We start from the raw sequence: 24,897 nt of genomic DNA on the forward strand, positions 1-24,897 counted from the left end.
CTCGAATATGAAAGTCAGCATTTGTCATAAAGTGTAAAATTCAGCCTACCTGTGAGATATGCTTATCTAAAAGGTGCTGGATGGATCGCGCGTTTATTTCTTGTTTGATTTGTTCTATAAACTCATCTGAAAGATTGAGTTCAATGGCTTTGTGGTAAGATTGTATTAGTAGGGAATCCGATAATTGCTTCATGCCGCTGTCACACATGTGACAGTCACCTCCCGCTTAATTTGGATCACTGAACGTCTCAATTTTTAATGTATTCTTACCTTATCACGACCCTTATTTCGCCACAATATGGAAGTTATCTACATAAAATTGTAGATAACTTTTGGTAAAAAGAGGTTTAGATGAGTGATAACAAAGAAGTTACTGTGTGGAATATGTGTATAAACTTATCCACAACCTAACTTTGTCGATATTTGTCGAACGATTTCTGTTCTTATTATAAGTCTTTTTGAAACATGCTTCGATTTTGTATATGATGGTGAAGGAGATTTTGCCGTTGTATGAGGAGATGAACTGTATAGATGTTAAAAAACTTTTTACCAGATGAACATGTGCCGAGCGTTTTTGATATCGACCCGGACCAATTAAAAGATAAAGGAATCAAAGGTGTTATCACAGATTTGGATAATACTCTTGTCGCCTGGGATGAACCTGATGCCACGGAAGACATTAAAGGATGGTTTAAGAAGATGAGTGAACATGGCATCCAGGTAACCATTGCTTCTAACAATAATGAAGCTCGAGTTAAGCTTTTTTCAGAGCCGCTGGATACAACATTTATCCATAGTGCCAGGAAGCCATTATCAAAGGCTTTCAGAAAGGCTCAGAAGCAGATGAAGCTTAAGAAGGATGAAGTCGCTGTTATTGGAGATCAACTGCTCACGGATGTCCTGGGCGGGAATTCTGCTGGTTTCCATACAATCTTAGTTGTTCCTATCGTTGAAACGGACGGATTCTTTACAAAGTTCAACAGAAAGATTGAAAGACGGATATTAAACTGGATGCGAAGAAAAGGAAAGATTACATGGCAGAGGAGAGATCAGTGATGGCTGAAATACAATGTCAAGGATGCGGAGCCGTCATTCAAACGACAAACCCGGAAGAAGCAGGCTATGCACCTGCTTCAGCACTAGAAAGGGAAGATATCATTTGCAAGAGATGCTTCCGTTTAAAACATTATAATGAAGTCCAGGATGTACCATTTCAAGATGATGACTTCTTGGAGATGTTGAACCAAATCAGTGATACAAAAGGGCTGGTCGTTCAGCTTGTAGATATTTTTGATTTCAATGGAAGTTTTATTTCAGGGTTGAAGCGTTTGACTGGAAACAACCCTGTTATTCTTGTGGGGAACAAAATGGACGTACTACCGAAGTCAGTGAATCACGGGAAAGTCAAACATTGGTTAAAACGTTCAGCTAAAGAGAATGGTTTAGAGGTTGAAGATGTGTACTTAATCTCAGCGGAAAAGAATCAAGGGATCCAGCAATTATCACAAGCCATCGATCACTACCGTGAAGATGGAGATGTTTATGTTGTTGGGACGACGAATGTTGGGAAATCAACTTTTATCAATACCCTTATTTCAAATACATCTGGCGTTAAGGATGCGATTACGACATCCTATTTCCCTGGTACAACTTTAGGATTTATCGATATCCCTCTAGATGAAAAGAGCTCTTTATATGATACCCCTGGAGTCATCCAGCGGCATCAGATGGCTCACTATGTATCGGATAAGGATTTAAAGCTGATTACACCGAGAAAAGAAGTCAAGCCGAAAGTGTATCAGTTAAATGAAGAGCAGACGCTGTTTGTAGGTGGGCTCGCCCGACTTGATTTTGAAGCAGGCGAACGAAGTTCTTTTGTGTGTCACTTCTCAAATGAATTGACGATCCATCGAACAAAATTGGAAAAAGCAGACGAACTTTATAAAAATCATGTGGGAGAATTATTAACTCCACCAGACCAAGTTACAATCAAGAAGCTTCCTCCATTGAAAGGTCACACGTTAAAAATTAAAGAAGATAAAACGGATATCGTCTTTTCTGGACTCGGTTGGGTAACTGTACCAGAAGGTGGCATTACGGTTACGGCACACGTGCCAGAAGGAGTGAAGGTGTCCTTGAGAGAGTCACTCATATAGGAGGGGATCATTTGTACAAACTAGGGTTGATCGGCCACCCGATTGGTCATTCCATGTCTCCATGGATTCATGAAAAACTTATGGAACAACACGGGATTGAAGGAAAGTATGAACTTTTAGAAATTCAACCGGATGAGTTTGATGAAAAAGTCAATTTATTGAAAGAAAAAGGGCTGGATGGTTTCAATGTAACCGTGCCTTATAAAGAGAAAATTATTCCTTACCTTGATGGTCTTGATGAAAGCGCCAGGCACTTGGGCGCTGTGAACACTGTTCACCACACCAATCAAGGGTGGATCGGTTACAACACCGACGGCAGAGGGTTCGTTCATTCTCTGAAGAACCGTTTCCCCGATCTTTTTCATGAAAATTCAAAAGCCCTATTGTTAGGAAGCGGAGGCGCAGCGAGAGGGATATTTGAAGCTCTTACAACAACTGAAATCAATCGTGTAGATATAGCGAATCGTACGATGAAGAGAGCAGAGGATCTCATTCAGGATATACCTTCAAAGGCGCATGCTGGCGCTCTGACGCTAGAACAGGCGAAAAATACCCTCATGGATTATGACTTAATTGTCCAAACGACGACAGTCGGGATGAACCCTGATCATGACCAAATGATCGTATCACTGGATCACTTGACAAAAGGGACCGTTGTAAGCGATATTGTTTACCGTCCTATGAAAACGAAATTCTTAACAGAAGCGGAAAAAAGAGGGGCACGTCTCCATTTTGGACATGAAATGCTGTTGCAGCAAGCCGTTTATGCTTTTCAAATATGGACAGATACTGACCCTGAGTCTTCGCTATTGCTCGATGAATTCGAACAGAAATTGAGAGGGGTATAGAATGTTAACAAGTAAACAGAAGAAGCACTTACGAGCGGCTTCCCATCATATACAGCCGATTTTTCAAGTAGGGAAAGCCGGCGTGAATGAAAATATGACGAAACAAATTGATGAAGCTCTTGAAAAAAGGGAACTGATAAAAGTAAGCATTTTACAAAACTGCTTTGAAGACAATCATGTTGTTGCCAATGAGATTGTTGAAGCGACAGATGCTCATATTGTCCAGATGATTGGAAATACAATCATCCTTTATAAAGAGTCCAAAGAAAATAAACAAATCGAATTACCATAAAGGGGAAGGTCAATGAAAAAAGTCGGAATTCTTGGTGGAACGTTCGACCCTCTTCACCAAGGTCATTTAATTATGGGTGAGTTTTCCCGTGAAGCCATGGACCTTGATGAGGTATGGTTCATGCCTTCCTATATCCCACCACATAAACAGGAATCTTCAACTAGTCCAGAGACACGACTTGCCATGGTGGAGAAAGCGATCAAGGAGCATCCGCACTTTCGTATTTGTGATGTTGAATTAGTCCGCAAGGGAACATCATTTACGATTGATACCATGACTGATCTGGTCGAGCAATTTCCAGACGATCAGTTCTACTTCATCATTGGAGGAGACATGGTCGAGCATTTACCGAAATGGCACCGTGTCGAAGATCTTTCCAGAATGGTCCAATTTATTGGAGTTGAAAGGCCTGGGTATGGGTGGAATAATGAAATTCCTGTCCATTTTGTTGATATCCCTTCAGTCGATGTATCTTCCACGATGATACGCGAACGTATTTCACAAGGGAAAAGTGTTCGGTATTTATTGCCAGAAGTTGTTGATTCTTTTATAAAGGAGCATCACCTGTATGAAAATGAGTCGTGAAAAGGCGCTTGAATACGTGAGGCCTGCTTTAAAAACTTCAAGATACGAACACACAGTAAGAGTGACAGACCAGGCGGTAGAACTTGCTGAGCGGTTTCAAGCAGATGTTAACAAGGCGGAACTGGCAGCTGCTTTCCACGATTACGCGAAATATAAACCGCTAGAGCTCATGGAACGTTGGATTGAGAGTGATCGTCGACTTCCTAAGGATCTACTGGATTATCACCATGAGCTTTGGCATGGACCCGTAGGTGCTTTGATGCTTGAACAAGAGGTTGGGCTTACGGATGCTGAAGTCATTTCTGCCATCAGCTGTCACACGACAGGGAAAAAGCACATGTCTATGTTAGATAAAATTGTATTTTTAGCTGACTATATAGAACCCGGCCGGGAATTCCCTGGAGTGGATCAAGTACGAGAGAAAGCAGTTGAAAATTTGGATGAAGCATGTGCCTTAGCTTTGAAAAATACAATCATTTTTCTTATTGGTAAGGAAAGGACCGTTTATCCGGACACGTTTCATGCATATAATGATTTAATATGATGATTTGATCATGGAAAAGATAGAGATGAAATAGGGAGGAAACCCATGGAAAGTAAAGAATTGGTAAATTTAGCAGCACAAGCATGTGATGAAAAAAGAGCACAAGATATCGTTGTTTTAGATATGTCAGAAGTTTCATTAATCGCGGACTATTTCTTGATTTGCGAAGGGTCCAATGAACGCCAAGTGCAGGCAATAGCTAGAGAGTTGAAAAATCAAGCGGAAGAAAACGGGATAGAAGTGAAGCGAATGGAAGGGTTTGAGCAAGCACGCTGGGTACTTGTCGATCTTAATGACATCGTTTGTCACATCTTCCACAAAGATGAACGTCATTACTACAACCTGGAAAGGCTTTGGGGCGACGCAGACACGGTCGCTGTCGAAGGGTTAGAGAACTAAAATGAGTTATGGGGATATGGCGCGTGTATACGACCTCCTCATGCAGGATGCACCATACAAGCAATGGGTGGACTTTACGAAGAAAATGCTTCAACGATATCGTTCTGAAGGTCAAAGCATCCTTGATATTGGTTGTGGTACAGGGGAAATTACCCATCGTCTTCATAATGACGGGTATCAAATGACGGGTATCGATTTGTCCTCTGATATGTTGACCATCGCGCAACAGAAAAATCCTCGAGCTGCAATCGAATGGATCCAACAGGATATGACTTCATTAGAAGGATTATCAGAATATGATTGTGTCATCAGTTACTGTGATGTCATCAACTATTTGACCGATGAACAGCAAGTGAAGCAAGCGTTTCATTCCATTTACCAAGCCCTTACCCAAGGGGGAGTGTTTTTGTTTGATGTGCACTCTATAGATCATATTCACGAGGATCTCAGTGGTGCAACATTTGCTGAAGTCCGTGATGATCTATCTTTTATCTGGTTTTGTGATCCAGGGGAATTGGAAAACAGCCTCGTACATGATTTGACATTTTTTATTGAGGACGATGGAAAGTATCAACGTTTCGATGAAATTCATGAACAGCGAGGATATGACCATACAGATTTGAAGTCCTGGCTCTCTCAAACAGGCTTCAAGGTGCAAGGATTGTTTTCTGATTTCAGTGAAACTCCAGCCATTCACGGAGAACGCTGGTTATTTGTTTGTACAAAGGAATGAAAGTCATGAAAGAGTCCGTAGATGCCGGACTCTTTTTTATTTTTATTGTGCTTTAAGCCGAGTTTTATAAAAACGTTGAACTCAGGTTGGGTTTTTGCAGGATAATTGTACTTTTTGTCGAATATAGGAATTATAAATCAATGTGTTTTTTATCCTCTTTATGTTTATTTTGGGTAGCCTCAAACATCTTTTGGAACAAAGGCCCGATGTGATCTTCTAAGGCTTGCAATCCCTCACCTGTAACCCCGCCCTTCACCGTAACCTTTTCCATCAATTCTTCTAAAGTCATGATTTTTTGTGCCAGAAGTTCTCCCAGCCCAACCATCATATTTTCCGTTAACGAGGTTGCTTTATCTTTGGGAAGTCCCGCAACATCTCCAGCAGCTTCAATCCATTGACTGAGCAAATAACTTATGAATGCAGGACCACATGATACGATGTCGGACGCTACACGAATGTGTTCTTCTTTCACTTCAATGGGGGTAGAGATATGCTGGAACGTCTGCTTTAATAACTCTCGATTTTCGTCCTTTATTTTTGATCCAAACGTGAACAAACTTACACCAGACCAAGCATGATTTGTAATGGAAGGAACAATTCTTGCGACCTGGCAAGGAGTCACTTTTTCTAACTGATCAACAGCGATTGGACTTGTAATGGAAACAAGACATTGGTCTTCAGACCATTTTCCTTCTAGTGCATCAATGATGGTACGGTAGTGATGTGGCTTCACACAGATGAAAATGATATCGCTTCTATCCTGTAGTGCTGCTAAATCCCTTGCTACTGTGAGCTTTGGAAATTCTTCTTGAATTTTCTCCGCTTTTTCTAACGTCCGATTGTAAATCGTCAACTTTTCAGCAGGTACGGCCCCGCTCTTAATAAGCGTAGAGATGAGCATACTTCCCATATTCCCTGTGCCGATGATTCCCCATTTCATTGGAATCCCTCCTTAATGATTACCTATATATCCTTATTCTGAAAATATATAATTATGAAAGAAGGTCAAAACATGAGCGTATTAAAAAGATACGTTTGGATCATTATGGTCCTCGTAATCATTGGAGTCCTTTATTTTTTTAATCCATCAATGGATGGGGAGACCCAAATGTCGAAGGTAGAGGAAGTGGCTATTCAGGAAACTGTAGAAGAAAACGCTTCTTCTAGCACCGTAAAAGTCGACGTGAAAGGAGAAGTGCATAACCCCGGTGTTTATACAATGACAGAAGAAACGAGAGTGGATGATGCTATTAAAGAAGCTGGAGGAATGACAGAATGGGCGGATCCCACTAGTGTGAATCTGGCTCAAAGAATACAGGATGAAATGGTGATCTTTGTAGCCTCTAACCAATCGTCGTCTACTGAAGCAGGTGAAGGGGGTTCGCTTGCTGGAGAAAAAGTGAGTATCAACCGTGCTTCAGCTAGTGAGATGGAAACATTGAATGGAATTGGACCTTCAAAAGCTGAGAGTATTATCAAGTATAGAGAAGAGAATGGTCCATTTTCTTCTGTGGAAGATCTTGTTAATGTTCCTGGAATAGGTGAAAAGACGTTGGAAAACTTAAAAGAACTGATTACTGTCCCGTAAGTTTGACGGAATGGAAACGTGAGAGTAAACTTGATTAAAAAAAGTGGGGGTACATAATGGAGCGGATTACTTGGAATCAATACTTTATGTCACAAAGTTATTTATTAAAATCACGTAGTACGTGTCAGAGGTTAGCTGTCGGCGCGGTCATAGTAAGAGATAAACGCATGATCGCCGGGGGATATAATGGGAGTGTCTCGGGGGGCGTTCATTGTATCGATGAGGGGTGTTATGTCGTAGATGGACATTGTGTCCGTACCATTCATGCGGAAATGAATGCCCTCCTTCAATGCTCAAAGTTCGGTGTTGCTACAGAAGGGGCTGAGATCTACGTGACTCATTTCCCTTGTCTGCACTGTACGAAGGCCATTATACAAGCGGGGGTGAATGCTGTCTATTATAGCGAAGATTATAAAAATGACCCCTATGCAATCGAATTGATGCAACAGTCAGGTGTACGAATGCAAAAGGTTCCTGTGGAAAAGGAACCGCTTCAACACGAACAGCAGCTTCTCATACGACAAATGATTGAGAAACTTGAGTCCAGTGACGACCCTGAGGCAGAGCAACTTGTACATGAAGCATCTCAACTGCTAAGAATGGAAAACCGGTGAACTTCTTAAGGGGGTCTTGGCACATTCCCGTCATAGCCTTTGTGCTTGGCGGGGTGTTATCTATCCAAGAAGGTTTTCCCTTTTATGTCGTTGGGGTTATTTTTCTTTATTGGTTGCTCAGTTACCGCCGAAATCCCCAGTTCCTCTTCCTTCTCCTTCTATTTGGGATAGGTGGGTATATCCATCTTTCACTCGATCCCATTCCCTTTCACCCCCTCCCTAATGAATCCATAAAAATTGAATCCATAAAAGGTAAAATTGTATCGGATGTGACGAAAAGTGATCAATCCTTCTCGATAGTATTAAAAGGGGATGAGGGGAAAGTGCTTGTTAGGTATTTGAAAGAGAATATAAGTGATCCTCTTCCTGGAATGATGAAACATGGGGCCGCCTGTACGGTAAAAGGTGAGGTGAATCTTTTTGATGGCGCCCGCAATCCAGGTCAATTTGATTATCGTGCTTATATGGAAGGTAAAGGAATTTATACTCAAATTCTTATCAAAGGTGAATCGTCTCTACAGTGTGAGGGAGAATCGTGGTTCAGCCATTTGTACGACACAAGGAAACAATTGAAAATGACTGTGAAGGAACGTGTTCATCCAAGGACTTATATATGGATGGAGGCTCTAATATTTGGAGATACAAGCCTTATCGATTCTTCAGTAGTTGAATGGTTTAGAGAGTTTAATTTATCACATATCCTCGCCATATCAGGGTTGCACGTTGGCCTTACACTAGGGGGGACTTATTTTCTACTCTACCGCACAGGCATAGCTACAAAGAAGCAGGCCAAGCTTTTCTTACTTGCCCTTTTGCCTTTTTACATGTTCATATCTGGTGGTGCACCATCAGTCATGCGCGCAGGACTAATGGGCGTGCTTCTTATATTCACAGGTTCTTTCCAAAAAAAGATCCCTATTATTGACCTCTTATCCTTCACCTGTCTATTCTTATTAATTTCTTCCCCTTCCTATTTTCACCATCTAGGTTTTCAATTTTCGTTTTTAGTCACTTTCAGTTTGTTGCTTACGATACCAATCCTTAAGCAATATGAGAGTAAATGGATACAATCTGCAATTATAGGGTTGGTCAGTCAGCTTTCTCTTCTTGCCTTACAGGTCCATTATTTTTATGAATTTCAGCCTTTTTCTTTATGGATCAATATGATTGCTGTCCCTTATTTTTCCTTCTTTGTCATCCCCTTATTGATGATTATTTTTCTCCTATCTTTGATCGTACCATCCATATGCTTATTTCTATCCCGTGCATTTTCCCTCATTCATGAATTTGTTTTATCCATCTTCATCACACAATCTGAATCCCTTGATTACCCTTGGGTCATTGGTGAACTTCCCTCTTTTTACATCGTTTTGTATGCATTCTTTTTCGTCGTTATGATGATGAAATGGGAACAAAAGGAAAAAGTGAAGGCGTTTCTCGCTTCTCTAGCCGTTGTTTTTGTATTTATTTTTTATAGTTCGATTCCTTATTTATCTAAAGAAGGAGTCGTAACCATGTTGGATGTGGCTCAGGGGGATTCCTTTGTCATAGAACTGCCACATAGGGAGGGAATCATTATGATTGATGCCGCTGGGCCGCCGGTTTTTACGACGAATAAGGAGAAGACTGCGAATGAGGTGATCTTACCGTTTTTAAAGTCAAGGGGAATACATCGTATTGATGCACTATTTATTTCTCACGAAGATTCTGATCACAGTGGAAGTGTTCCTTTTGTACTTGAGGAAATGGAAGTTAGTCGGATCTATGTCAGTCCATATCATACAGAAAAATACGAAAATGGAGTTAAGGTTGAGGAAGTAAGCGCAGGCGAGAGCATTCGGTTCAAGGGGCATGAATTTCACGTGGTGCATCCATTAATGGATAGGAACCATGGAGATCCGAATGATAATTCGCTCGTATTGTACAGCTCGATTGGAGGGAAGCGATGGTTCTTTACAGGAGATATATCGGCTCCGATTGAAAGGGACATCGTAAAGAGGAATTCGACATTACAGACGGATGTATTAAAAGTCGCCCACCATGGAAGTCATACATCCACTTCAGAGGAGCTATTGAATGGATTAAACCCAAGAATTGGCTTGATTTCTGCGGGCGTGGACAATCGTTACGGTCATCCTCATGAAGAAGTTGTAGGAAGATTATCTGAGCACGGGGTTGTATTACTTCAAACCAATCGCCACGGGGCCGTGCAATACTTTTTTTCAGGGCAAAGTGGAACGTTTTCAACGTTTATCCCGTATAATGCGAGCAGAGAATAAAAAAAGACTGCCGAAAACAGCAGCCTTCCGGTTTTGTATCCCATTACTGTCCAAGAAAAGAAAACAAAACACCGATGAAAAAGATGACGAAGAAGAAAACAAATGAAAATACAAACCCTAACCCAGAGTCGATCACATCATTAGTTTTGGATTGAATATCGTTTTTGAACTCGTTCACTGTTACCCCTCCTATATCAATTACTAAGTATAGTCCATTTTTAACCAAAAATCTACATGTACCGGGCATGAAAACGAATTTTATCGATGATTCATACCTTTCCCACTCCTAGCAAGACTTGTCACAGATAATTCTTACGTAAGCGGTCAAACTAAACGCAAGAGAGGAACAACATCGTCCTCTCCAAGAGCTCCCGGGGCTTTTGGAATGGCGTTTATATAGATGGTTCATACGGCGATATCAGCACACCATTTTGACAGAAATTCCAAAGAAACATAAAATGGTGACACTGAGTTCCCCTTTTTGGGGCGCCGTACTCTTTTTTTAAAAAGGAAGGACAACCACTTTATGGTCAATGTAAAACAATCACAAGTGTACTTATTGTATGGAGAAGAATCCTATTTAATTCAAGAACATAAGAATAAAATCATTGAAAAAACATTAAAGAAAGAAGATCGAGAGTTTAATATTTCTCAGTATGATTTAGAAGAAACTCCCATTGAGGATGTTATTACAGATGCAGAAACCTTTCCGTTTCTTGGTGAGGGGAAAGTTGTCATTGCCAACCAACCCGTCTTTTTAAAGGGGAAACCGGATAAACTTCCGTTCGATCATGACACGGAGGTGCTTCTGGAATACCTTCAAAACCCTGCTGAATACACGGTGCTTATTTTAGTTGCCCCTTATGAAAAGCTTGATGAACGGAAAAAGGTGTTCAAACAATTAAAAAAGAACGGAGAAGTCATTAGTTGTCAGCCAGTTAAAGAATGGGACGTTGACAAATGGATTCAAACATTAGCGAATGATTTACATATCACCGTTCCTCCAGAAATTCATGAACTGTTCACTCAAGAAATTGGTGCAAACCTTATGGCGCTTAGAAAAGAAATGGAAAAACTGGCTTTGTATGTCGGAGAAGGCGGTGTTATTACGCGAGAAATTGCAGAGCAGCTCCTTTCCCACAGTGCAGAAGCTTCCGGGCTTAAACTTGTCGATGCCGTCATGGAAAAAGATTTAGGTCGAGCAATTCGGATTTATAAGGATCTGGAAAAACTGAATGAAGAGCCGATCGCTTTAACTGCTCTTCTCGCTTCTCAATTCAGGATTATCAGCCAGGCGAAGGTACTCAAGCAGAAAGGGTACGGCCAGAATCAAATGAAAAGCTATATTAAGGCCCACCCATACGTCATAAAAATGGCGTTAAAAAGGGAGCGTGCTTTCTCCCAACAGGAACTGGATCAAATTATGAATCAACTTGCAGAAACGGATTACAATTTGAAGCAGGGGAAAATGGAGAAAGCCCTGGCTTTTGAAATGCTTCTGTACCGTTTAATTAATATCAAACAAAATACACCGGTATCATCGTAATTCTCTGAATTGAATTCAAGAGAATATGAAAAGAAGCCCTCCGATAAATCGGAGGGCTTCGTTCATGTAAAAACGACCCATTCAAATAAGAAGGATCGTCTGTTGGTCATAAATTACGAATGAATTATAATGCGTTGACTAGTTTTGTTAGGCGGGATTTTTTACGGTTCCCTGTGTTTTGATGAAGGGCACCACGTTGAACAGCTTTGTCGATTTTCTTAACAGCTGTAGGAAGTGCTTCTTTAGCGTTCTCTACATCTTTGCTTTCAACAAGCTTTTCTACACGTTTAACCGCTGTACGCATGTCAGATTTGAAAGCTGCATTCAAAGAACGAGCGTCATCATTCGTACGTACACGTTTTTTCGCTGATTTAATATTAGGCATAGTTTCACCTCCTAGGTAAAAACAAAAGACTCATTCATATCGAACAAGAGACATTTTACCAGAGCGGTGCGTTGTTTTCAATACTTATCTCAATACCAATCCCTTCATTTGCATAGTTTTTATCTGCTTGGGAGAAGATTTTCTTAAGGAGGTTGAAGTGAATGGAGGAAAATTTCGACTACACGTTGAGAACGGACTTGGCGCTTGAGGCACAGGAGATGAATGTAAAAGATGAACCCGGATCCTCAGATGGTGATGGGGTCGAGGTGCATGAAAACGAGAAAAACGATATCAAAATCACCTATGTAACAGTAGATGAAGCAGGTGCTGAGCGAATCGGGAAAAAGGCGGGGCATTATGTCACGTTGGAGTCACTCGCTATTCGAAAGCAGGATCACCAATTGCAAGTGAATTTATCCAAGACGTTATCGGGACAGTTAAGGAAATTAATGAATGAGTGTGGAATAAAAGAAATGGACCGGGGGTTAATTGTCGGCCTTGGTAATGCAAATGTAACCCCGGATGCATTAGGACCATTGGTAACAGAAGAAATCTATGTAACCACTCATTTATTTGAGCTTCACCCGGAAACCGTATCGGATGGTTATCGACCTGTTTCTGCTTTTACACCGGGGGTAATGGGCGTAACAGGCATTGAAACCAGTGATATGGTGCACGGGATTATTGAACAGACAAAGCCGGATTTTGTTCTAGTCATCGATGCCCTTGCTTCACGGTCAATTAATCGGATCAATGCAACTATACAACTTTCAGATACAGGGATACATCCGGGGTCTGGTGTGGGTAACAAGCGGAAAGAAATCAGCCGAGAGACATACGGAATCCCTGTAATATCCATCGGAGTACCAACAGTAGTCGATGCCGTGACCATCACGAGTGATGCGATTGATTATGTGTTAAAGCATTTTGGCAGAGAGTGGCGGGAAAAAGATCGTCCGTCTAATGCCTTATCACCTGCCATGAACCCGTTTGAGAGAAAGACACTTACGGCTGAAGACCACCCGAACGAAGAGCAAAGCAAAGCCGTCATGGGCATGTTCGGCCAATTAGAAGAGGCAGAAAAGAAACAATTGATTAAAGAAGTACTGACACCCCTTGGCCATAACTTGATGGTTACACCTAAAGAGGTAGACAGCTTCATCCAGGACATGGCTCATGTCATTGCGAAGGGGATCAATGGAGCCTTGCATCCGGGCATAGAGGATGGAGAAGCCCAATCTTATTTTAAATAATGATTTAATAGAGAGGTTCTATTAAATTCCTCTCTCTCATACCATTTACTAGATAGTGGAATGAGGGGGAGGATTTTTCATGTCTCGTTACCCGATCATGAAGAAAAATAAGAAAAGTTATATGAAGCAGGGGACAAGATGGACGATCATCACAGTCACCGTTCTGCTTTTATTGTTTATTGGCATCGGTATCCTTACAGGGGCGAAGACGACCTACCGTATTTATTCAAGTACGATCCAGGAGTGGACAACCAAGCTTGAAGGCCGTTCGTTTTTGTATCTATTTGAAATGGAAAACCGCGCCTTCAAAGATGCTCATCCGGAAGGGAACCGCATTCCGAGCTTGACGACATTATCTTTTCAATTACTCACGAGTCTTACACCAAATGATCCGAGAAGCCTTCTGGGAAGAGAAATCCCTGGATTATCTTCTTACAACAGTCAAATAATCATCGCTGGTAAAGGGACAGACTACTCCACACTTCCAATTGAGTCAGAACCTCCTATGATTGTAGACGACCGCGGCGAGGAAGGGGATGTGGAAGAAACGAACGAAGAAGATGATAAACCGGAAGAAAAACCAGTCGGTGAAGATCGTGTTTATATTTACCACACCCACAACACTGAATCATTTTATCCACATTTACCGGATGAGTCCACGGACCATGATGGAAAGGTGAATATTACTCTTATCGGTGAACGTCTTGGCGAAGGGTTAGAAAAAAGAGGGATTGGAACCATTGTGGATACAACAGATGTAGCTGCTTTAAGAAATGAAAAAGGTATGAAATATTATCAATCTTACGATGCGATGAGACCTGTGGTGGAAGAAGCCATCAGTCAGAACGGAGGTATTCAGTACCTGTTTGACCTTCACCGGGATTCTCTTTCCAAGGAGCACACCACAACGACGATCAACGGAAAAAATTACGCGCGTTTTGCTTTTGTCATAGGAGCTGAACACCCTCAATATGAACAGAACTTACAACTCGCATCTAAAATTCACCAGCTATTGGAGGAGAAATATCCAGGAATCAGCCGCGGGGTTATAACGAAGAAGGGTTCAGGGGTAGACGGCATCTATAACCAGGACTTACATCCGAATGCCATCCTTATCGAGTTTGGCGGAGTTTATAATCATTTAGATGAGTTGTATCGTTCGGCTGATGTTATGGCTGAAGTTTTTAGTGATTATTACTTCGAAGATGAAAAAGTATCTACTGAGTAATGGAGGAGGGGCACAATGAAATGGTTGGCTGGGGGACTCATCGTTGTCATTGTTTTTGTGACAGGAGCTTTTTATGGCATTGATAAAACAAACGAAAAGCTGGATGACCGCCCCGCTGTGGTGACGACTCAAAAATCAGAGCCAGAGGTGGATCATAGAGTGGAAGAGCAACCAACCACATCACCAGCTTCGAATGATTTTTGCGCCCCTCCTAAACTAGATGCTAAAGCTCCATGGATCTCACAACTTGCTGGAGGGATGGGGGAAGGGGTGGCTTCGAGCTTCAATGGAGTGATCGTTGTTTTGTCTGAAATCATCCAGGCGGGAGAATAAGATTCAGATGTTGTTGGGGTTTACATTGAATAATGCTTGCCGTATTGCTATAATCAACCTAGATATTTGTGTCGAATTCAGTAGGAGTGATTTAAGTTGACAGCACAATCCAAACAAGAAAGGGTCCGCAATTTTTCGATTATTGCCCATATCGACCACGGGAAATCGACACTTGCTGACCGTATCTTAGAAAAAACAAAAGCATTAACCCAAAGAGAAATGAAGGAACAATTCCTCGATGCGATGGATCTTGAACGTGAACGTGGAATTACGATTAAATTAAATGCCGTACAATTGTCTTATGAAGCGAACGATGGACAGGATTATACGTTTCACTTAATTGATACCCCAGGCCACGTCGACTTTACATATGAGGTCTCTCGTAGTTTAGCGGCCTGTGAAGGGGCGATTCTCGTTGTAGATGCTGCCCAGGGGATAGAAGCACAAACATTAGCCAATGTTTATCTGGCACTGGAAAACGATTTGGAAATCATTCCGGTAATTAATAAAATCGACCTGCCTGGTGCAGATCCTGAGCGGATTAAACAAGAAATCGAAGATGTTATCGGGATCGATGCTTCTGATGCCATTCTTGCTTCTGCTAAAGAAGGAGTTGGGATCGATGAGATATTAGAACGGATCGTAAGCGATATTCCGGCTCCTGAGGGCGATGTGAAAGATCCGACGAAGGCTCTGATTTTCGACTCCTTGTACGATTCTTACAGAGGTGTCGTTGCTTATACCTGCGTTCGTGAAGGGTCTATCAAGCTTGGCGATAAAATTAAAATGATGGCCACAGGCAAAGAGTTTGAAGTGAACGAACTAGGTGTGTTCCGTCCGACCCCGACCCCATTGAAAGAGTTGAATGTTGGGGATGTCGGATATTTGACGGCATCGATCAAGAACATTGGCGACAGCCGTGTGGGGGATACCATAACACTTGCCAATAACCCTGCTGCCGAACCACTGCCTGGTTATAAAAAGATGAATCCGATGGTGTTCTGTGGGATGTATCCGGTCGATGCAAGCAAGTATAACGACCTTAGAGATGCTCTCGAGCGCTTGGAACTTAATGATTCCTCCCTTCAATTCGAGCCTGAAACTTCCCAAGCTCTTGGTTTTGGGTTCCGTTGTGGTTTCTTAGGAATGCTTCATATGGAAATCATCCAAGAACGCATTGAGCGGGAGTATAAGATCGATCTTATTACAACCGCTCCAAGTGTTATTTATCAGGTGACTCTTACAGACGGTTCTGTCACCGATGTCGATAACCCTTCCATGATGCCGGATAACCAGAAACTTGAAGAAGTTCAGGAACCTTACGTTAAAGCAACAGTCATGGTACCCAACGATTATGTCGGTCCAGTCATGGAAATCTGTCAACGAAAGCGCGGCAATTTCATGGATATGCAGTATCTAGATGACAACAGGGTCAATATCGTCTATGAAATTCCATTGTCTGAAATTGTTTATGATTTCTTTGATTCCTTGAAATCCCAAACAAAAGGGTATGCATCCTTTGATTATGAGTTGATTGGCTACCGTGTCTCTAATCTTGTGAAGATGGATATCTTGTTGAATGGAGATACTATTGATGCCTTGTCCTTCATCGTACACCGTGACTTTGCGTACGAACGTGGCAAGCTCATTGCTGAAAAGCTTAAGGAATTAATTCCAAGACAGCAATTTGAAGTACCTATCCAAGCCGCGATCGGAAATAAAATCGTTGCTCGAACGACGATTAAAGCGATGCGTAAAAACGTTCTTTCCAAATGTTATGGTGGAGACATTTCCCGTAAGCGTAAATTGCTTGAAAAGCAAAAAGAAGGGAAGAAGCGCATGAAGATGGTCGGATCTGTCGAGGTTCCTCAAGAGGCCTTCATGTCCGTCCTTGACTTGAACGAAGACTAAAGTTAAAGGAAGACAGTTGAAACCGCAGGAGATTTTTCTCTTGCGGTTTTCCTTATGAAAGGTGGTAACATCCATGAAAATCCCATCCGCATATATTCACATCCCATTCTGTCAGCAGATTTGTCACTATTGTGATTTTACGAAGTTTTTCTATAATGAGCGACTGGCAGATGACTATTTAGAAGCACTGGAAAAAGAAATTCACACGTATATCCCAGGAAAAAAAGCGAATGTACGAACCATTTTTGTAGGTGGCGGGACCCCGACAGCTGTAAATCACAAGCAGTTAGAAAAGCTTTTACAAATGATTGATGCCCATTTTGATATTGCTGGTTGTGAAGAGTACACCTTTGAAGCAAACCCTGGTGATTTAGATGTTGAAAAAGTACGTTTGCTGAAGGCATATGGCGTAGATCGCATATCTCTCGGTGTTCAAGTTTTCGATGATGATATGCTTGAAAAGATCGGCCGTGTACACAAAGTGAAAGATGTCTATACGAACATCGACCGTCTCGTTCAAGCAGGTTTGACGAATGTGAGTATTGATCTGATGTATGCTCTCCCTGGGCAGACGGTTGAAGACTTTGAAAAAACCATTGATGAAGCCATGCAATTCGGCTTGCCTCATTACTCTTCCTACTCTCTTCAAATTGAACCGAAAACCGTGTTTTATCAACGGTATAAAAAGGGTAAGCTCTCCAAGGCTAAGGAAGATGATGAGGCGGAAATGTACGAATTGCTACAGCGTAAATTAGCAGAAGCTGGTGCTGTGCAATATGAAATCAGCAACTTCGCAAAGCCCGGGTTTGAAAGTAAACACAACCTGACATACTGGAATAATGAATATTATTATGGTATCGGAGCGGGTGCACACGGGTACCTGCCGGGTAAACGGACGATTAATATTCGCCCTTTGCCTGCCTATGTGAAAAAAGCCACAGAGGATGGGAAGCCTGTTCTCCATGAGGAACCTATTGGTCTCAAAGAACAGTTGGAGGAAGAAATGTTTCTAGGGTTGAGAAAGACTAGAGGGGTTTCGAAAGAACTCTTCCATCAAAAGTATGGGAAAACACTAGTCGATGTGTTTGGAAACAAGCTGACGGAGCTAAAAGAGCGCTCGTTGATAGCAGAAGACACCGACCATATCTATCTCACTTCCAAGGGGCGAATTCTTGGTAACGAAGTATTCCAAGAATTCTTATTGGAGGAATAATCCTATAAACGTTCTCATCATTAAAAATAGGTGGTTTTAACATGATAGGGATGGAGGTGCTTGTCAGATTGAATGAGGCTTCCCTCCTTCAACCTTATCTCTCTACGATAGAAGTTAGATTTCCTGTTTTCAAAAGGGTGCTTTAGGGAACGGAACACCGGCGTTTAAAAGCGATATTTTCCAAAAGAGAAGAAGGACCTGGAGGAACGACTAAAAAAAAGAGCTTTATCCGTTGACATCCCCCAACCCTTTTGATAATTTATTATTAGATTTAGCACTCACTGTAAACGAGTGCTAACAGGGGTGATCATCGATGTTAACAGATAGACAATTGCTCATTTTGCAAGTCATTATTGATGATTTCATTCTGACCGCACAACCTGTAGGTTCACGGTCAATAGCCAAAAAAGATGCTGTAACATTCAGTTCAGCAACGATAAGGAATGAAATGGCTGATTTAGAGGAACTGGGTTTTATCGAAAAAACTCATTCATCTTCCGGAAGAGTCCCCTCTGAAAAAGGGTATCGCTTCTATGTCGACCATCTTCTTTCTCCATTGCGCCTTTCCAGCCAAGAAATTGTGACCATTCGGGAAGCGTTTGATGATAAAATGATGGAATTTGAACGTGTGGTTCAAAAGTCAGCAGGGATTCTATCCGATTTGACGAATTACACATCCATTGTTCTCGGACCGGAAGTGTTCGAAACAAAATTAAAACAGTTGCAGATCGTCCCATTATCGGATCAGTCTGCGATTGCCATTTTAGTTACGGATACCGGTCATGTGGAGCATCGCGCTTTCAATGTTCCTGTTGAGATCAAGGGTGTAGATCTGGAAAAGATGGTGAACATTTTAAACAGCCGGCTCCAAGGAGTCCCGTTAGTAAAATTGCATGAAAAACTCTATTCTGAGATCAATGATCTATTAAAAACACATACGGATCATCACGAAGAGGCTTTCCAGTATTTGCGTGCAGCTCTTGTGGATGAGCATCCGACGAAACTGTACATTGGCGGAAAGACAAACATTCTCATGCAACCTGAATTCAGGGACCTTGATAAAGTCAGGTCTTTATATGCCACCATCGAGCGAGAAAGTGAGATGGCTGACTTACTGCGGACCGGTAAGGAAGGGATTCAAGTCCGAATAGGACAAGAAAACCCTTTTGATGCTATGCAAAACTGCAGTCTGATTACAGCAAGTTATCAGCTCGGCAATGATCAAGTGGGTACGATTGCCCTCTTGGGTCCGACTCGCATGGAGTATAACCGGATGTTTTCATTGATGAACGTCTTATCCAAGCATATGACTGATACATTGCGTGGCTGGTATTAGCGCGGGAAAAAGAAACGGGGCTACTGCTCCATCGTCTCATGCTTTTTCAGGATAAGGATTCATGTTATAGTCAGTAACGGTGTAATGGAAAGTAGGAGGTGGAAGTCGTGGAAGAGAACAAACAAGAGATCATTGATGAAAAAGATGAAACTCAAAATGAGGAATCTGAACAAACGGTAGTGGAAGAGACAGATGAGGTGGAACAGCTTCGTCAGGAAAAAGAAGAGATCAATAATCGACTGCTTCGTTTGCAAGCGGATTACGATAATTTCCGCCGTCGTACTCAAAAAGAGAAAGAGGCGGACAGGAAATATAGATCCCAGAGCCTTGTAGAGGAATTGATACCTGCTCTGGATAACTTTGAAAGAGCTCTCCAAGTAGAAGTGGATGGCGATGCCGCCAAAAACTTCGCAAATGGAATGAAAATGGTTTATGACCAATTTAAAGCAGCTCTGGAAAAAGAGGGTGTCGAAGAAATTCCTGCTAAAGGGGAAGAATTCGATCCTCATATGCATCAGGCAATCATGCAAGTCGAAGACGAAAATTATGAAAGTAATATTGTCGTAGAAGAGTTGCAAAAAGGATACCGTCTGAAAGATCGGGTCATCCGCCCGTCAATGGTAAAAGTGAACCAGTAAAAAATTATCTTATGAACGAGTACGTAAAGGAGGACATTTAACCATGGGTAAAATCATTGGTATTGACTTAGGTACAACAAACTCTTGTGTAGCAGTAATGGAGGGTGGAGAAGCGAAAGTAATTCCGAACCCTGAAGGAAACCGCACCACTCCATCGGCTGTTGCATTTAAGAATGGTGAACGTCAAGTAGGGGAGGTCGCTAAACGTCAGGCGATCACAAACCCGAACACGATTCTTTCCATCAAACGTCATATGGGAACAGACTACAAAGTAGAAGTAGAAGGTAAAGAATACACGCCTCAAGAAGTTTCTGCCATCATTCTTCAGTATATCAAGAGCTATGCAGAAGATTATCTTGGAGAAACAGTAGATAAAGCGATCGTCACAGTTCCAGCTTACTTTAACGACGCTGAGCGTCAAGCTACAAAAGACGCTGGTAAAATTGCTGGTCTTGAAGTCGAGCGTATCATCAATGAACCGACAGCAGCTGCCCTTGCATACGGCATTGATAAAGAAGACCAAGATCAAACGATTCTTGTTTATGACCTTGGTGGCGGTACATTTGACGTATCCATTCTTGAAATTGGAGATGGAACATTTGAAGTTATTTCTACAGCCGGTGACAACCGTCTAGGTGGAGATGATTTCGACCAAGTCATTATTGATCACATGGTAGCTGAATTCAAAAAAGAAAACGGCATTGATTTGTCCCAGGATAAAATGGCAAAACAGCGCCTGAAAGACGCGGCTGAGAAAGCGAAGAAAGACCTTTCCGGCGTTGCTCAGACACAAATTTCTCTTCCATTCATTACTGCAGGAGAAGCGGGGCCGCTTCACCTTGAAATGAACTTGACTCGTGCGAAATTCGAAGAGCTTGCATCTGACCTTGTTGAGCGTTCTATGAAACCAACTCGTCAAGCACTTAAAGATGCAGACATGAGTGCAAGCGACATCCACAAAGTTATTCTTGTAGGTGGATCTACTCGTATCCCAGCTGTACAAGAAGCCATTAAGAAAGAAATCGGAAAAGAACCTTCTAAAGGTGTAAACCCTGATGAAGTTGTAGCACTTGGTGCATCCATCCAAGGTGGCGTACTTCAAGGAGATGTGAAGGACGTTGTACTTCTTGACGTTACTCCACTTTCCCTTGGAATCGAAACAATGGGTGGCGTTACGACGAAATTGATCGAACGTAACACGACAATCCCGACAAGCCACTCTCAAGTGTTCTCAACGGCTGCTGACAATCAGACGGCTGTTGATATACACGTCTTGCAGGGTGAGCGTGAGATGGCTCAAGATAACAAGACACTTGGTCGTTTCCAGTTGACAGATATTCCACCAGCACCACGCGGTGTGCCTCAAATCGAAGTAAGCTTCGACATTGATGCTAACGGAATCGTTAACGTACGTGCGAAAGACATGGGTACAAACAAAGAACAATCCATCACAATTAAGTCTTCTTCCGGTCTTTCTGATGAGGAAGTCGAAGAAATGGTTCGTCAGGCGGAAGAAAACGCTGAAGAAGACAAGAAGAAACGCGAAGCGATTGAACTTCGTAACGAAGCGGACCAGCTGATCTTCACAACAGATAAGACGATCAAAGATCTTGGCGAACAAGTAAGTGAAGAAGAAAAACAAAAAGCTGAATCTGCGAAAGAAGAACTTCAGACGGCCCTTGAAGGCGAAGATCTAGAAGCGATTAAAGAGAAGAAAGAAGCACTTCAAGAACAAGTGCAAGCTCTTTCTGTGAAGCTTTATGAGCAGGCACAAGCACAGGCTGAAGCTGCTCAAGGTCAAGAAGGCGGCTCTGACGATGATGTCGTTGATGCGGATTATGAAGAAGTCAACGAAGACGAGAATAAGAAGTAAGAATAGGTAGAAAAAAAGTCAAAGTCAGGTTCTTCTTGACTTTGACTTTTTTCATGAACAGGCAAATCGGTGACGTTTGCCTGCCTAGAATTTCAGTGTTAATATAAACCTTATGTAATAGCGTCCGGGAGAGTGATCGACAAGTGAGTAAACGTGATTATTATGAAGTCCTTGGCGTGTCCAAGGATGCTTCAAAAGACGAAATAAAGAAAGCCTACCGTAAACTGGCGCGTAAGTATCACCCTGACGTCAGTGAGGAAGAAAATGCTTCTGAAAAGTTCAAGGAAGCGAAAGAAGCTTATGAAACATTAAGCGATCAGCAGAAACGTGCCCAATATGATCAATTCGGTCATGCTGGTCCGAACCAGGGCGGCTTTGGCGGTTTCGGTGGAGGCGCCGAAGACTTCGGCGGCTTCGGCGATATTTTCGACATGTTCTTTGGTGGCGGTGGACGACGCCGTGACCCGAACGCACCACGTAAAGGTGCAGACTTGCAATATACGATGACCCTCCACTTCGAAGAGTCTATTTTCGGTAAGTCTACCGATATCGAAATTCCAATGGAGGAAGACTGTGACACGTGTGATGGTTCCGGTGCTAAGCCAGGCACAACACCTGAAACTTGTTCCCACTGTCAAGGTTCAGGACAGGTCAATCAAGAACAGAACACACCGTTCGGCCGCGTGGTCAACCGTCGTGTTTGTCACCACTGCCAGGGCACAGGGAAATTCATTAAAGACAAATGTAACACCTGTGGCGGCGATGGCCGTGTGACAAAGCGCAAGAAAATTCATCTGGACATCCCAGCAGGTATCGATGACGGTCAACAAATTCGTGTGCAAGGAAAAGGTGAAGAAGGGGTCAATGGAGGTCCAGCTGGAGACTTATTTGTAGTTATCCGCGTTCAGCCTCATGAATTCTTCCAACGCGAGGGCGATCACATTTTCTGTGAAATTCCTCTTACCTTTGCACAGGCAGCACTTGGTGATGAAATTGAAGTTCCTACCGTACACGGGAATGTGAAGTTGAAAGTGCCTGCGGGAACACAAACAGGAAAAACATTCCGTTTGAAAGAAAAAGGTGCACCGAATGTCCACGGCCGTGGACAAGGAGACCAGCATGTGAAGATGAAAGTCATCACGCCTAAGAATTTGACGGAGCGACAGAAAGAATTGCTTCGTGAATTTAATGATATTAGTGGCAATGAAGCAACAGATGAGCAGCACGGAAACTTCTTCGAACGTATGAAACGTGCGTTTAAGGGAGACAGCTAAAGGTTAACAGGAAGGTGTCTGTACGATTGGTTGATGGGTAGTTCATGGAATTTCCCGTTCTCTCGTGCAGGCACTTTTTATCTTGAGCGTCTAGTTGACAAGTTATAGGTACTTAGAAAAAATTATGAAGAGGGTGGATCATCAATGAAATGGTCTGAAGTATGTGTCCATACGACAACAGAAGCAGTTGAACCGGTATCAAACATTCTCCATGAGTCAGGAGCAAGTGGCGTCGTCATCGAAGACCCGTCAGATATGAAAAGAAAGAAAACGAAACTTGGAGAAATCTATGAATTGAATCCAGACGATTATCCGGCAGAAGGCGTGTATGTAAAAGCCTACCTGCCTATGAACAGTTTTCTTGGTGAAACCGTTGATGGAATTAAACAAACCGTATCCAACTTGACAGAATTCGGCATTGATATCGGGCATAATCATGTGACGATCAGTGAAATTCATGAAGAAGACTGGGCAACCGCGTGGAAAAAATATTATAAACCAGTCAAAATTTCAGAAAAAATTACAATCATCCCGACATGGGAAGACTACACACCGGTATCCAGTGATGAAATCATTATTGAAATGGATCCTGGCATGGCTTTTGGAACAGGTACGCATCCGACTACAGTTCTTAGCATACAAGCCTTGGAGCAGTACTTAGAAAAAGGAGATAAGGTAATCGATGTCGGCGCTGGATCCGGAATTCTAAGTGTAGCTTCGGTCCTTTTAGGTGCCGAACATGCGTATGCTTATGATTTAGATGATGTAGCTGTTTCAAGTACAAGAAATAACGCTGCTTTAAATGGTGTAGAAGATAAAGTCACATCTAAACTTAATGATCTTCTGGAGGGGGTAGACTGGGAAGCGGACTTAATTGTCTCCAACATTCTCGCAGAGATTATCGTCAAGTTTACAGATGATGCCTATCGTGTCGTCAAGCCTGGAGGATATTTCATTACTTGTGGAATTATTTCTGGACGTAAGGAAATGGTCCGAGAGCAATTGATTCAATCAGGGTTTGAAATTGTAGAGACGAACATGATGGAAGACTGGGTCAGCATTATCGCTAAAAAACCGGAGTGATTCCATGCAACGATATTTTGTGGATCAAAAATGTTGGAACGATGACACCCTTTATGTGAGCGGGGAAGATACCCATCATATGGTAAGAGTGATGCGGATGAGGGAAGGGGACAACCTAGTAGCAATCCATCCAGAAAAAGGTCCCGCCTTATGCGAAATCACTAAAGTGGCTCAGGACGTTGTTCATTGTATTGTTGTCAGCTGGATGGAGGAAGAACGGGAACTTCCTGTCCATGTGACGATCGTAGCTAGTCTTGGAAAAGGGGATAAACTGGAGCAAATCGTCCAAAAAGGGACAGAACTTGGAGCGTCTGCTTTCATTCCATATCAAGCCGATCGATCCATTGCCAAATGGGATAATAAAAAAGCGTCCAAGAAGATCGAAAGATTGCAGAAAATATCCAAAGAAGCGAGTGAACAGTCCGAACGAACCATCGTACCTGAGGTTCAACCTGTCCATACTCTTCATCAGCTCTTGGAATTGAAAGAGCACTATGATCATTGTTTATTTGGGTATGCAGAGAAGGCAAGGCAAGAAAAGTCCCGTTCGTTGAGTGAGGTATTCGAATCATTCAAGCATGAGGAATCTGTTTTAGTGGTGTTCGGACCTGAAGGTGGATTTTCTGAAAGTGAAGTGGAAAAACTATTACAAGAAGGGTTCACATCGATTCGGTTAGGCCCGCGGATTTTACGAATGGAAACAGCCCCTCTTTATTTTCTTTCCAGTCTATCTTATAAATTGGAAGAAGTATGAAGTGCGTAGGCAAGCTCGCATTTTAATCGCTT

Annotated in this window: 27 protein-coding genes; 23 read left to right on the forward strand and 4 right to left on the reverse strand. The window is 42.3% G+C overall.

What is annotated here, in order from left to right; all coding sequences use genetic code 11:
- Positions 1-40: 40 nt before the first annotated feature.
- Complete coding sequence (locus tag GLV98_RS00210; protein ID WP_423784989.1) at positions 41-208, reverse strand: sporulation histidine kinase inhibitor Sda; 168 nt, start codon at positions 206-208, stop codon at positions 41-43.
- Positions 209-531: 323 nt separating this feature from the next.
- On the opposite strand from GLV98_RS00210, the gene GLV98_RS00215 reads away from it, so the two are divergent.
- The 8 genes from GLV98_RS00215 to GLV98_RS00250 are packed head-to-tail and all read left to right on the forward strand — an operon-like array spanning position 532 to position 5,557.
- The gene (locus GLV98_RS00215) at positions 532-1,056 is read left to right on the forward strand and encodes a YqeG family HAD IIIA-type phosphatase (RefSeq protein WP_160910927.1); all 525 of its coding nucleotides are present in this window, start codon (positions 532-534) and stop codon (positions 1,054-1,056) included.
- A complete protein-coding gene (gene yqeH / locus GLV98_RS00220) occupies positions 1,056-2,156 on the forward strand; it encodes a ribosome biogenesis GTPase YqeH (protein ID WP_160910929.1) in 1,101 nt (366 codons plus the stop codon). Before GLV98_RS00215 ends, yqeH begins: the two co-directional genes overlap by 1 nt.
- Positions 2,157-2,167: 11 nt before the next feature.
- Entirely contained in the window at positions 2,168-3,004 is an 837-nt protein-coding gene (gene aroE, locus GLV98_RS00225; protein ID WP_160910931.1) for a shikimate dehydrogenase, read from the forward strand.
- A 1-nt stretch (position 3,005) separates the two neighbouring features.
- Positions 3,006-3,296 carry a ribosome assembly RNA-binding protein YhbY gene (gene yhbY, locus GLV98_RS00230; protein WP_160910933.1) on the forward strand — a complete coding sequence of 97 codons (291 nt, stop codon included), beginning with the start codon at positions 3,006-3,008 and terminating at the stop codon, positions 3,294-3,296.
- A gap of 12 nt (positions 3,297-3,308) precedes the next feature.
- Positions 3,309-3,881: a nicotinate-nucleotide adenylyltransferase gene (locus GLV98_RS00235; protein WP_160910935.1), complete on the forward strand. Its 573-nt coding sequence runs from the start codon at positions 3,309-3,311 to the stop codon at positions 3,879-3,881.
- A complete protein-coding gene (gene yqeK / locus GLV98_RS00240) occupies positions 3,871-4,425 on the forward strand; it encodes a bis(5'-nucleosyl)-tetraphosphatase (symmetrical) YqeK (RefSeq protein ID WP_423784999.1) in 555 nt (184 codons plus the stop codon). Before GLV98_RS00235 ends, yqeK begins: the two co-directional genes overlap by 11 nt.
- 45 nt (positions 4,426-4,470) lie before the next feature.
- Complete coding sequence (gene rsfS / locus GLV98_RS00245) at positions 4,471-4,824, forward strand: ribosome silencing factor (protein WP_089654329.1); 354 nt, start codon at positions 4,471-4,473, stop codon at positions 4,822-4,824.
- A gap of 16 nt (positions 4,825-4,840) precedes the next feature.
- Positions 4,841-5,557, forward strand: coding sequence for a class I SAM-dependent DNA methyltransferase (locus GLV98_RS00250; protein WP_160910940.1), 717 nt, complete (start codon positions 4,841-4,843; stop codon positions 5,555-5,557).
- A 130-nt stretch (positions 5,558-5,687) separates the two neighbouring features.
- Here GLV98_RS00250 and comER read toward each other — a convergent pair whose 3' ends face one another.
- Complete coding sequence (gene comER, locus GLV98_RS00255; protein WP_160910942.1) at positions 5,688-6,497, reverse strand: late competence protein ComER; 810 nt, start codon at positions 6,495-6,497, stop codon at positions 5,688-5,690.
- 72 nt (positions 6,498-6,569) lie between these two features.
- Between comER and GLV98_RS00260 the strand changes: the two genes are divergently transcribed.
- From GLV98_RS00260 to GLV98_RS00270, 3 genes are read left to right on the forward strand one after another with little or no spacing between them, the layout of a single operon-like run.
- Positions 6,570-7,145, forward strand: a complete 576-nt coding sequence (locus GLV98_RS00260) for a helix-hairpin-helix domain-containing protein (protein ID WP_160910944.1) — start codon at positions 6,570-6,572, stop codon at positions 7,143-7,145.
- Positions 7,146-7,201: 56 nt separating this feature from the next.
- Positions 7,202-7,759 (forward strand): ComE operon protein 2, encoded by a 558-nt coding sequence (locus tag GLV98_RS00265; RefSeq protein WP_160910946.1) that lies wholly within the window; start codon positions 7,202-7,204, stop codon positions 7,757-7,759.
- Between the two features lie 53 nt (positions 7,760-7,812).
- Positions 7,813-10,038: a DNA internalization-related competence protein ComEC/Rec2 gene (locus GLV98_RS00270; protein ID WP_337193718.1), complete on the forward strand. Its 2,226-nt coding sequence runs from the start codon at positions 7,813-7,815 to the stop codon at positions 10,036-10,038.
- 43 nt (positions 10,039-10,081) lie between these two features.
- On the opposite strand, the gene GLV98_RS00275 is transcribed toward GLV98_RS00270, so the two are convergent.
- A complete protein-coding gene (locus GLV98_RS00275) occupies positions 10,082-10,216 on the reverse strand; it encodes a YqzM family protein (RefSeq protein ID WP_089654323.1) in 135 nt (44 codons plus the stop codon).
- A 348-nt stretch (positions 10,217-10,564) separates the two neighbouring features.
- Here GLV98_RS00275 and holA point away from each other — a divergent pair, with 348 nt between their 5' ends.
- Positions 10,565-11,584 carry a DNA polymerase III subunit delta gene (gene holA / locus GLV98_RS00280; protein ID WP_160910950.1) on the forward strand — a complete coding sequence of 340 codons (1,020 nt, stop codon included), beginning with the start codon at positions 10,565-10,567 and terminating at the stop codon, positions 11,582-11,584.
- Positions 11,585-11,708: 124 nt separating this feature from the next.
- Here the strand turns inward: holA and rpsT are convergent, their stop codons facing one another.
- Entirely contained in the window at positions 11,709-11,969 is a 261-nt protein-coding gene (gene rpsT, locus GLV98_RS00285) for a 30S ribosomal protein S20 (RefSeq protein WP_160910952.1), read from the reverse strand.
- A gap of 161 nt (positions 11,970-12,130) precedes the next feature.
- Between rpsT and gpr the strand changes: the two genes are divergently transcribed.
- The 11 genes from gpr (at position 12,131) to GLV98_RS00340 (ending at position 24,865) form a co-directional block, all read left to right on the forward strand.
- Positions 12,131-13,222, forward strand: coding sequence for a GPR endopeptidase (gpr, locus tag GLV98_RS00290; RefSeq protein WP_160910954.1), 1,092 nt, complete (start codon positions 12,131-12,133; stop codon positions 13,220-13,222).
- Between the two features lie 79 nt (positions 13,223-13,301).
- Complete coding sequence (gene spoIIP / locus GLV98_RS00295; RefSeq protein WP_160910957.1) at positions 13,302-14,450, forward strand: stage II sporulation protein P; 1,149 nt, start codon at positions 13,302-13,304, stop codon at positions 14,448-14,450.
- 15 nt (positions 14,451-14,465) lie between these two features.
- A complete protein-coding gene (locus GLV98_RS00300; protein ID WP_160910959.1) occupies positions 14,466-14,783 on the forward strand; it encodes a hypothetical protein in 318 nt (105 codons plus the stop codon).
- A gap of 96 nt (positions 14,784-14,879) precedes the next feature.
- On the forward strand, positions 14,880-16,694 hold the full coding sequence (gene lepA / locus GLV98_RS00305) for a translation elongation factor 4 (protein ID WP_160910961.1): 1,815 nt from the start codon (positions 14,880-14,882) through the stop codon (positions 16,692-16,694).
- A gap of 73 nt (positions 16,695-16,767) precedes the next feature.
- Positions 16,768-17,907, forward strand: a complete 1,140-nt coding sequence (gene hemW / locus GLV98_RS00310; protein WP_160910963.1) for a radical SAM family heme chaperone HemW — start codon at positions 16,768-16,770, stop codon at positions 17,905-17,907.
- A gap of 313 nt (positions 17,908-18,220) precedes the next feature.
- Entirely contained in the window at positions 18,221-19,243 is a 1,023-nt protein-coding gene (gene hrcA / locus GLV98_RS00315; RefSeq protein WP_160910965.1) for a heat-inducible transcriptional repressor HrcA, read from the forward strand.
- 107 nt (positions 19,244-19,350) lie between these two features.
- Positions 19,351-19,881 carry a nucleotide exchange factor GrpE gene (gene grpE / locus GLV98_RS00320; RefSeq protein ID WP_160910967.1) on the forward strand — a complete coding sequence of 177 codons (531 nt, stop codon included), beginning with the start codon at positions 19,351-19,353 and terminating at the stop codon, positions 19,879-19,881.
- 43 nt (positions 19,882-19,924) lie between these two features.
- Entirely contained in the window at positions 19,925-21,754 is a 1,830-nt protein-coding gene (gene dnaK, locus GLV98_RS00325) for a molecular chaperone DnaK (protein ID WP_160910969.1), read from the forward strand.
- 143 nt (positions 21,755-21,897) lie between these two features.
- Entirely contained in the window at positions 21,898-23,028 is a 1,131-nt protein-coding gene (dnaJ, locus tag GLV98_RS00330; RefSeq protein WP_160910972.1) for a molecular chaperone DnaJ, read from the forward strand.
- Between the two features lie 144 nt (positions 23,029-23,172).
- Complete coding sequence (prmA, locus tag GLV98_RS00335; protein ID WP_160910974.1) at positions 23,173-24,111, forward strand: 50S ribosomal protein L11 methyltransferase; 939 nt, start codon at positions 23,173-23,175, stop codon at positions 24,109-24,111.
- Positions 24,112-24,115: 4 nt separating this feature from the next.
- The gene (locus GLV98_RS00340; RefSeq protein WP_160910976.1) at positions 24,116-24,865 is read left to right on the forward strand and encodes a 16S rRNA (uracil(1498)-N(3))-methyltransferase; all 750 of its coding nucleotides are present in this window, start codon (positions 24,116-24,118) and stop codon (positions 24,863-24,865) included.
- Positions 24,866-24,897 lie beyond the last annotated feature (32 nt).

This window comes from Halobacillus litoralis (assembly GCF_009856415.1).
Classification (GTDB): domain Bacteria; phylum Bacillota; class Bacilli; order Bacillales; family Halobacillaceae; genus Halobacillus; species Halobacillus litoralis_C.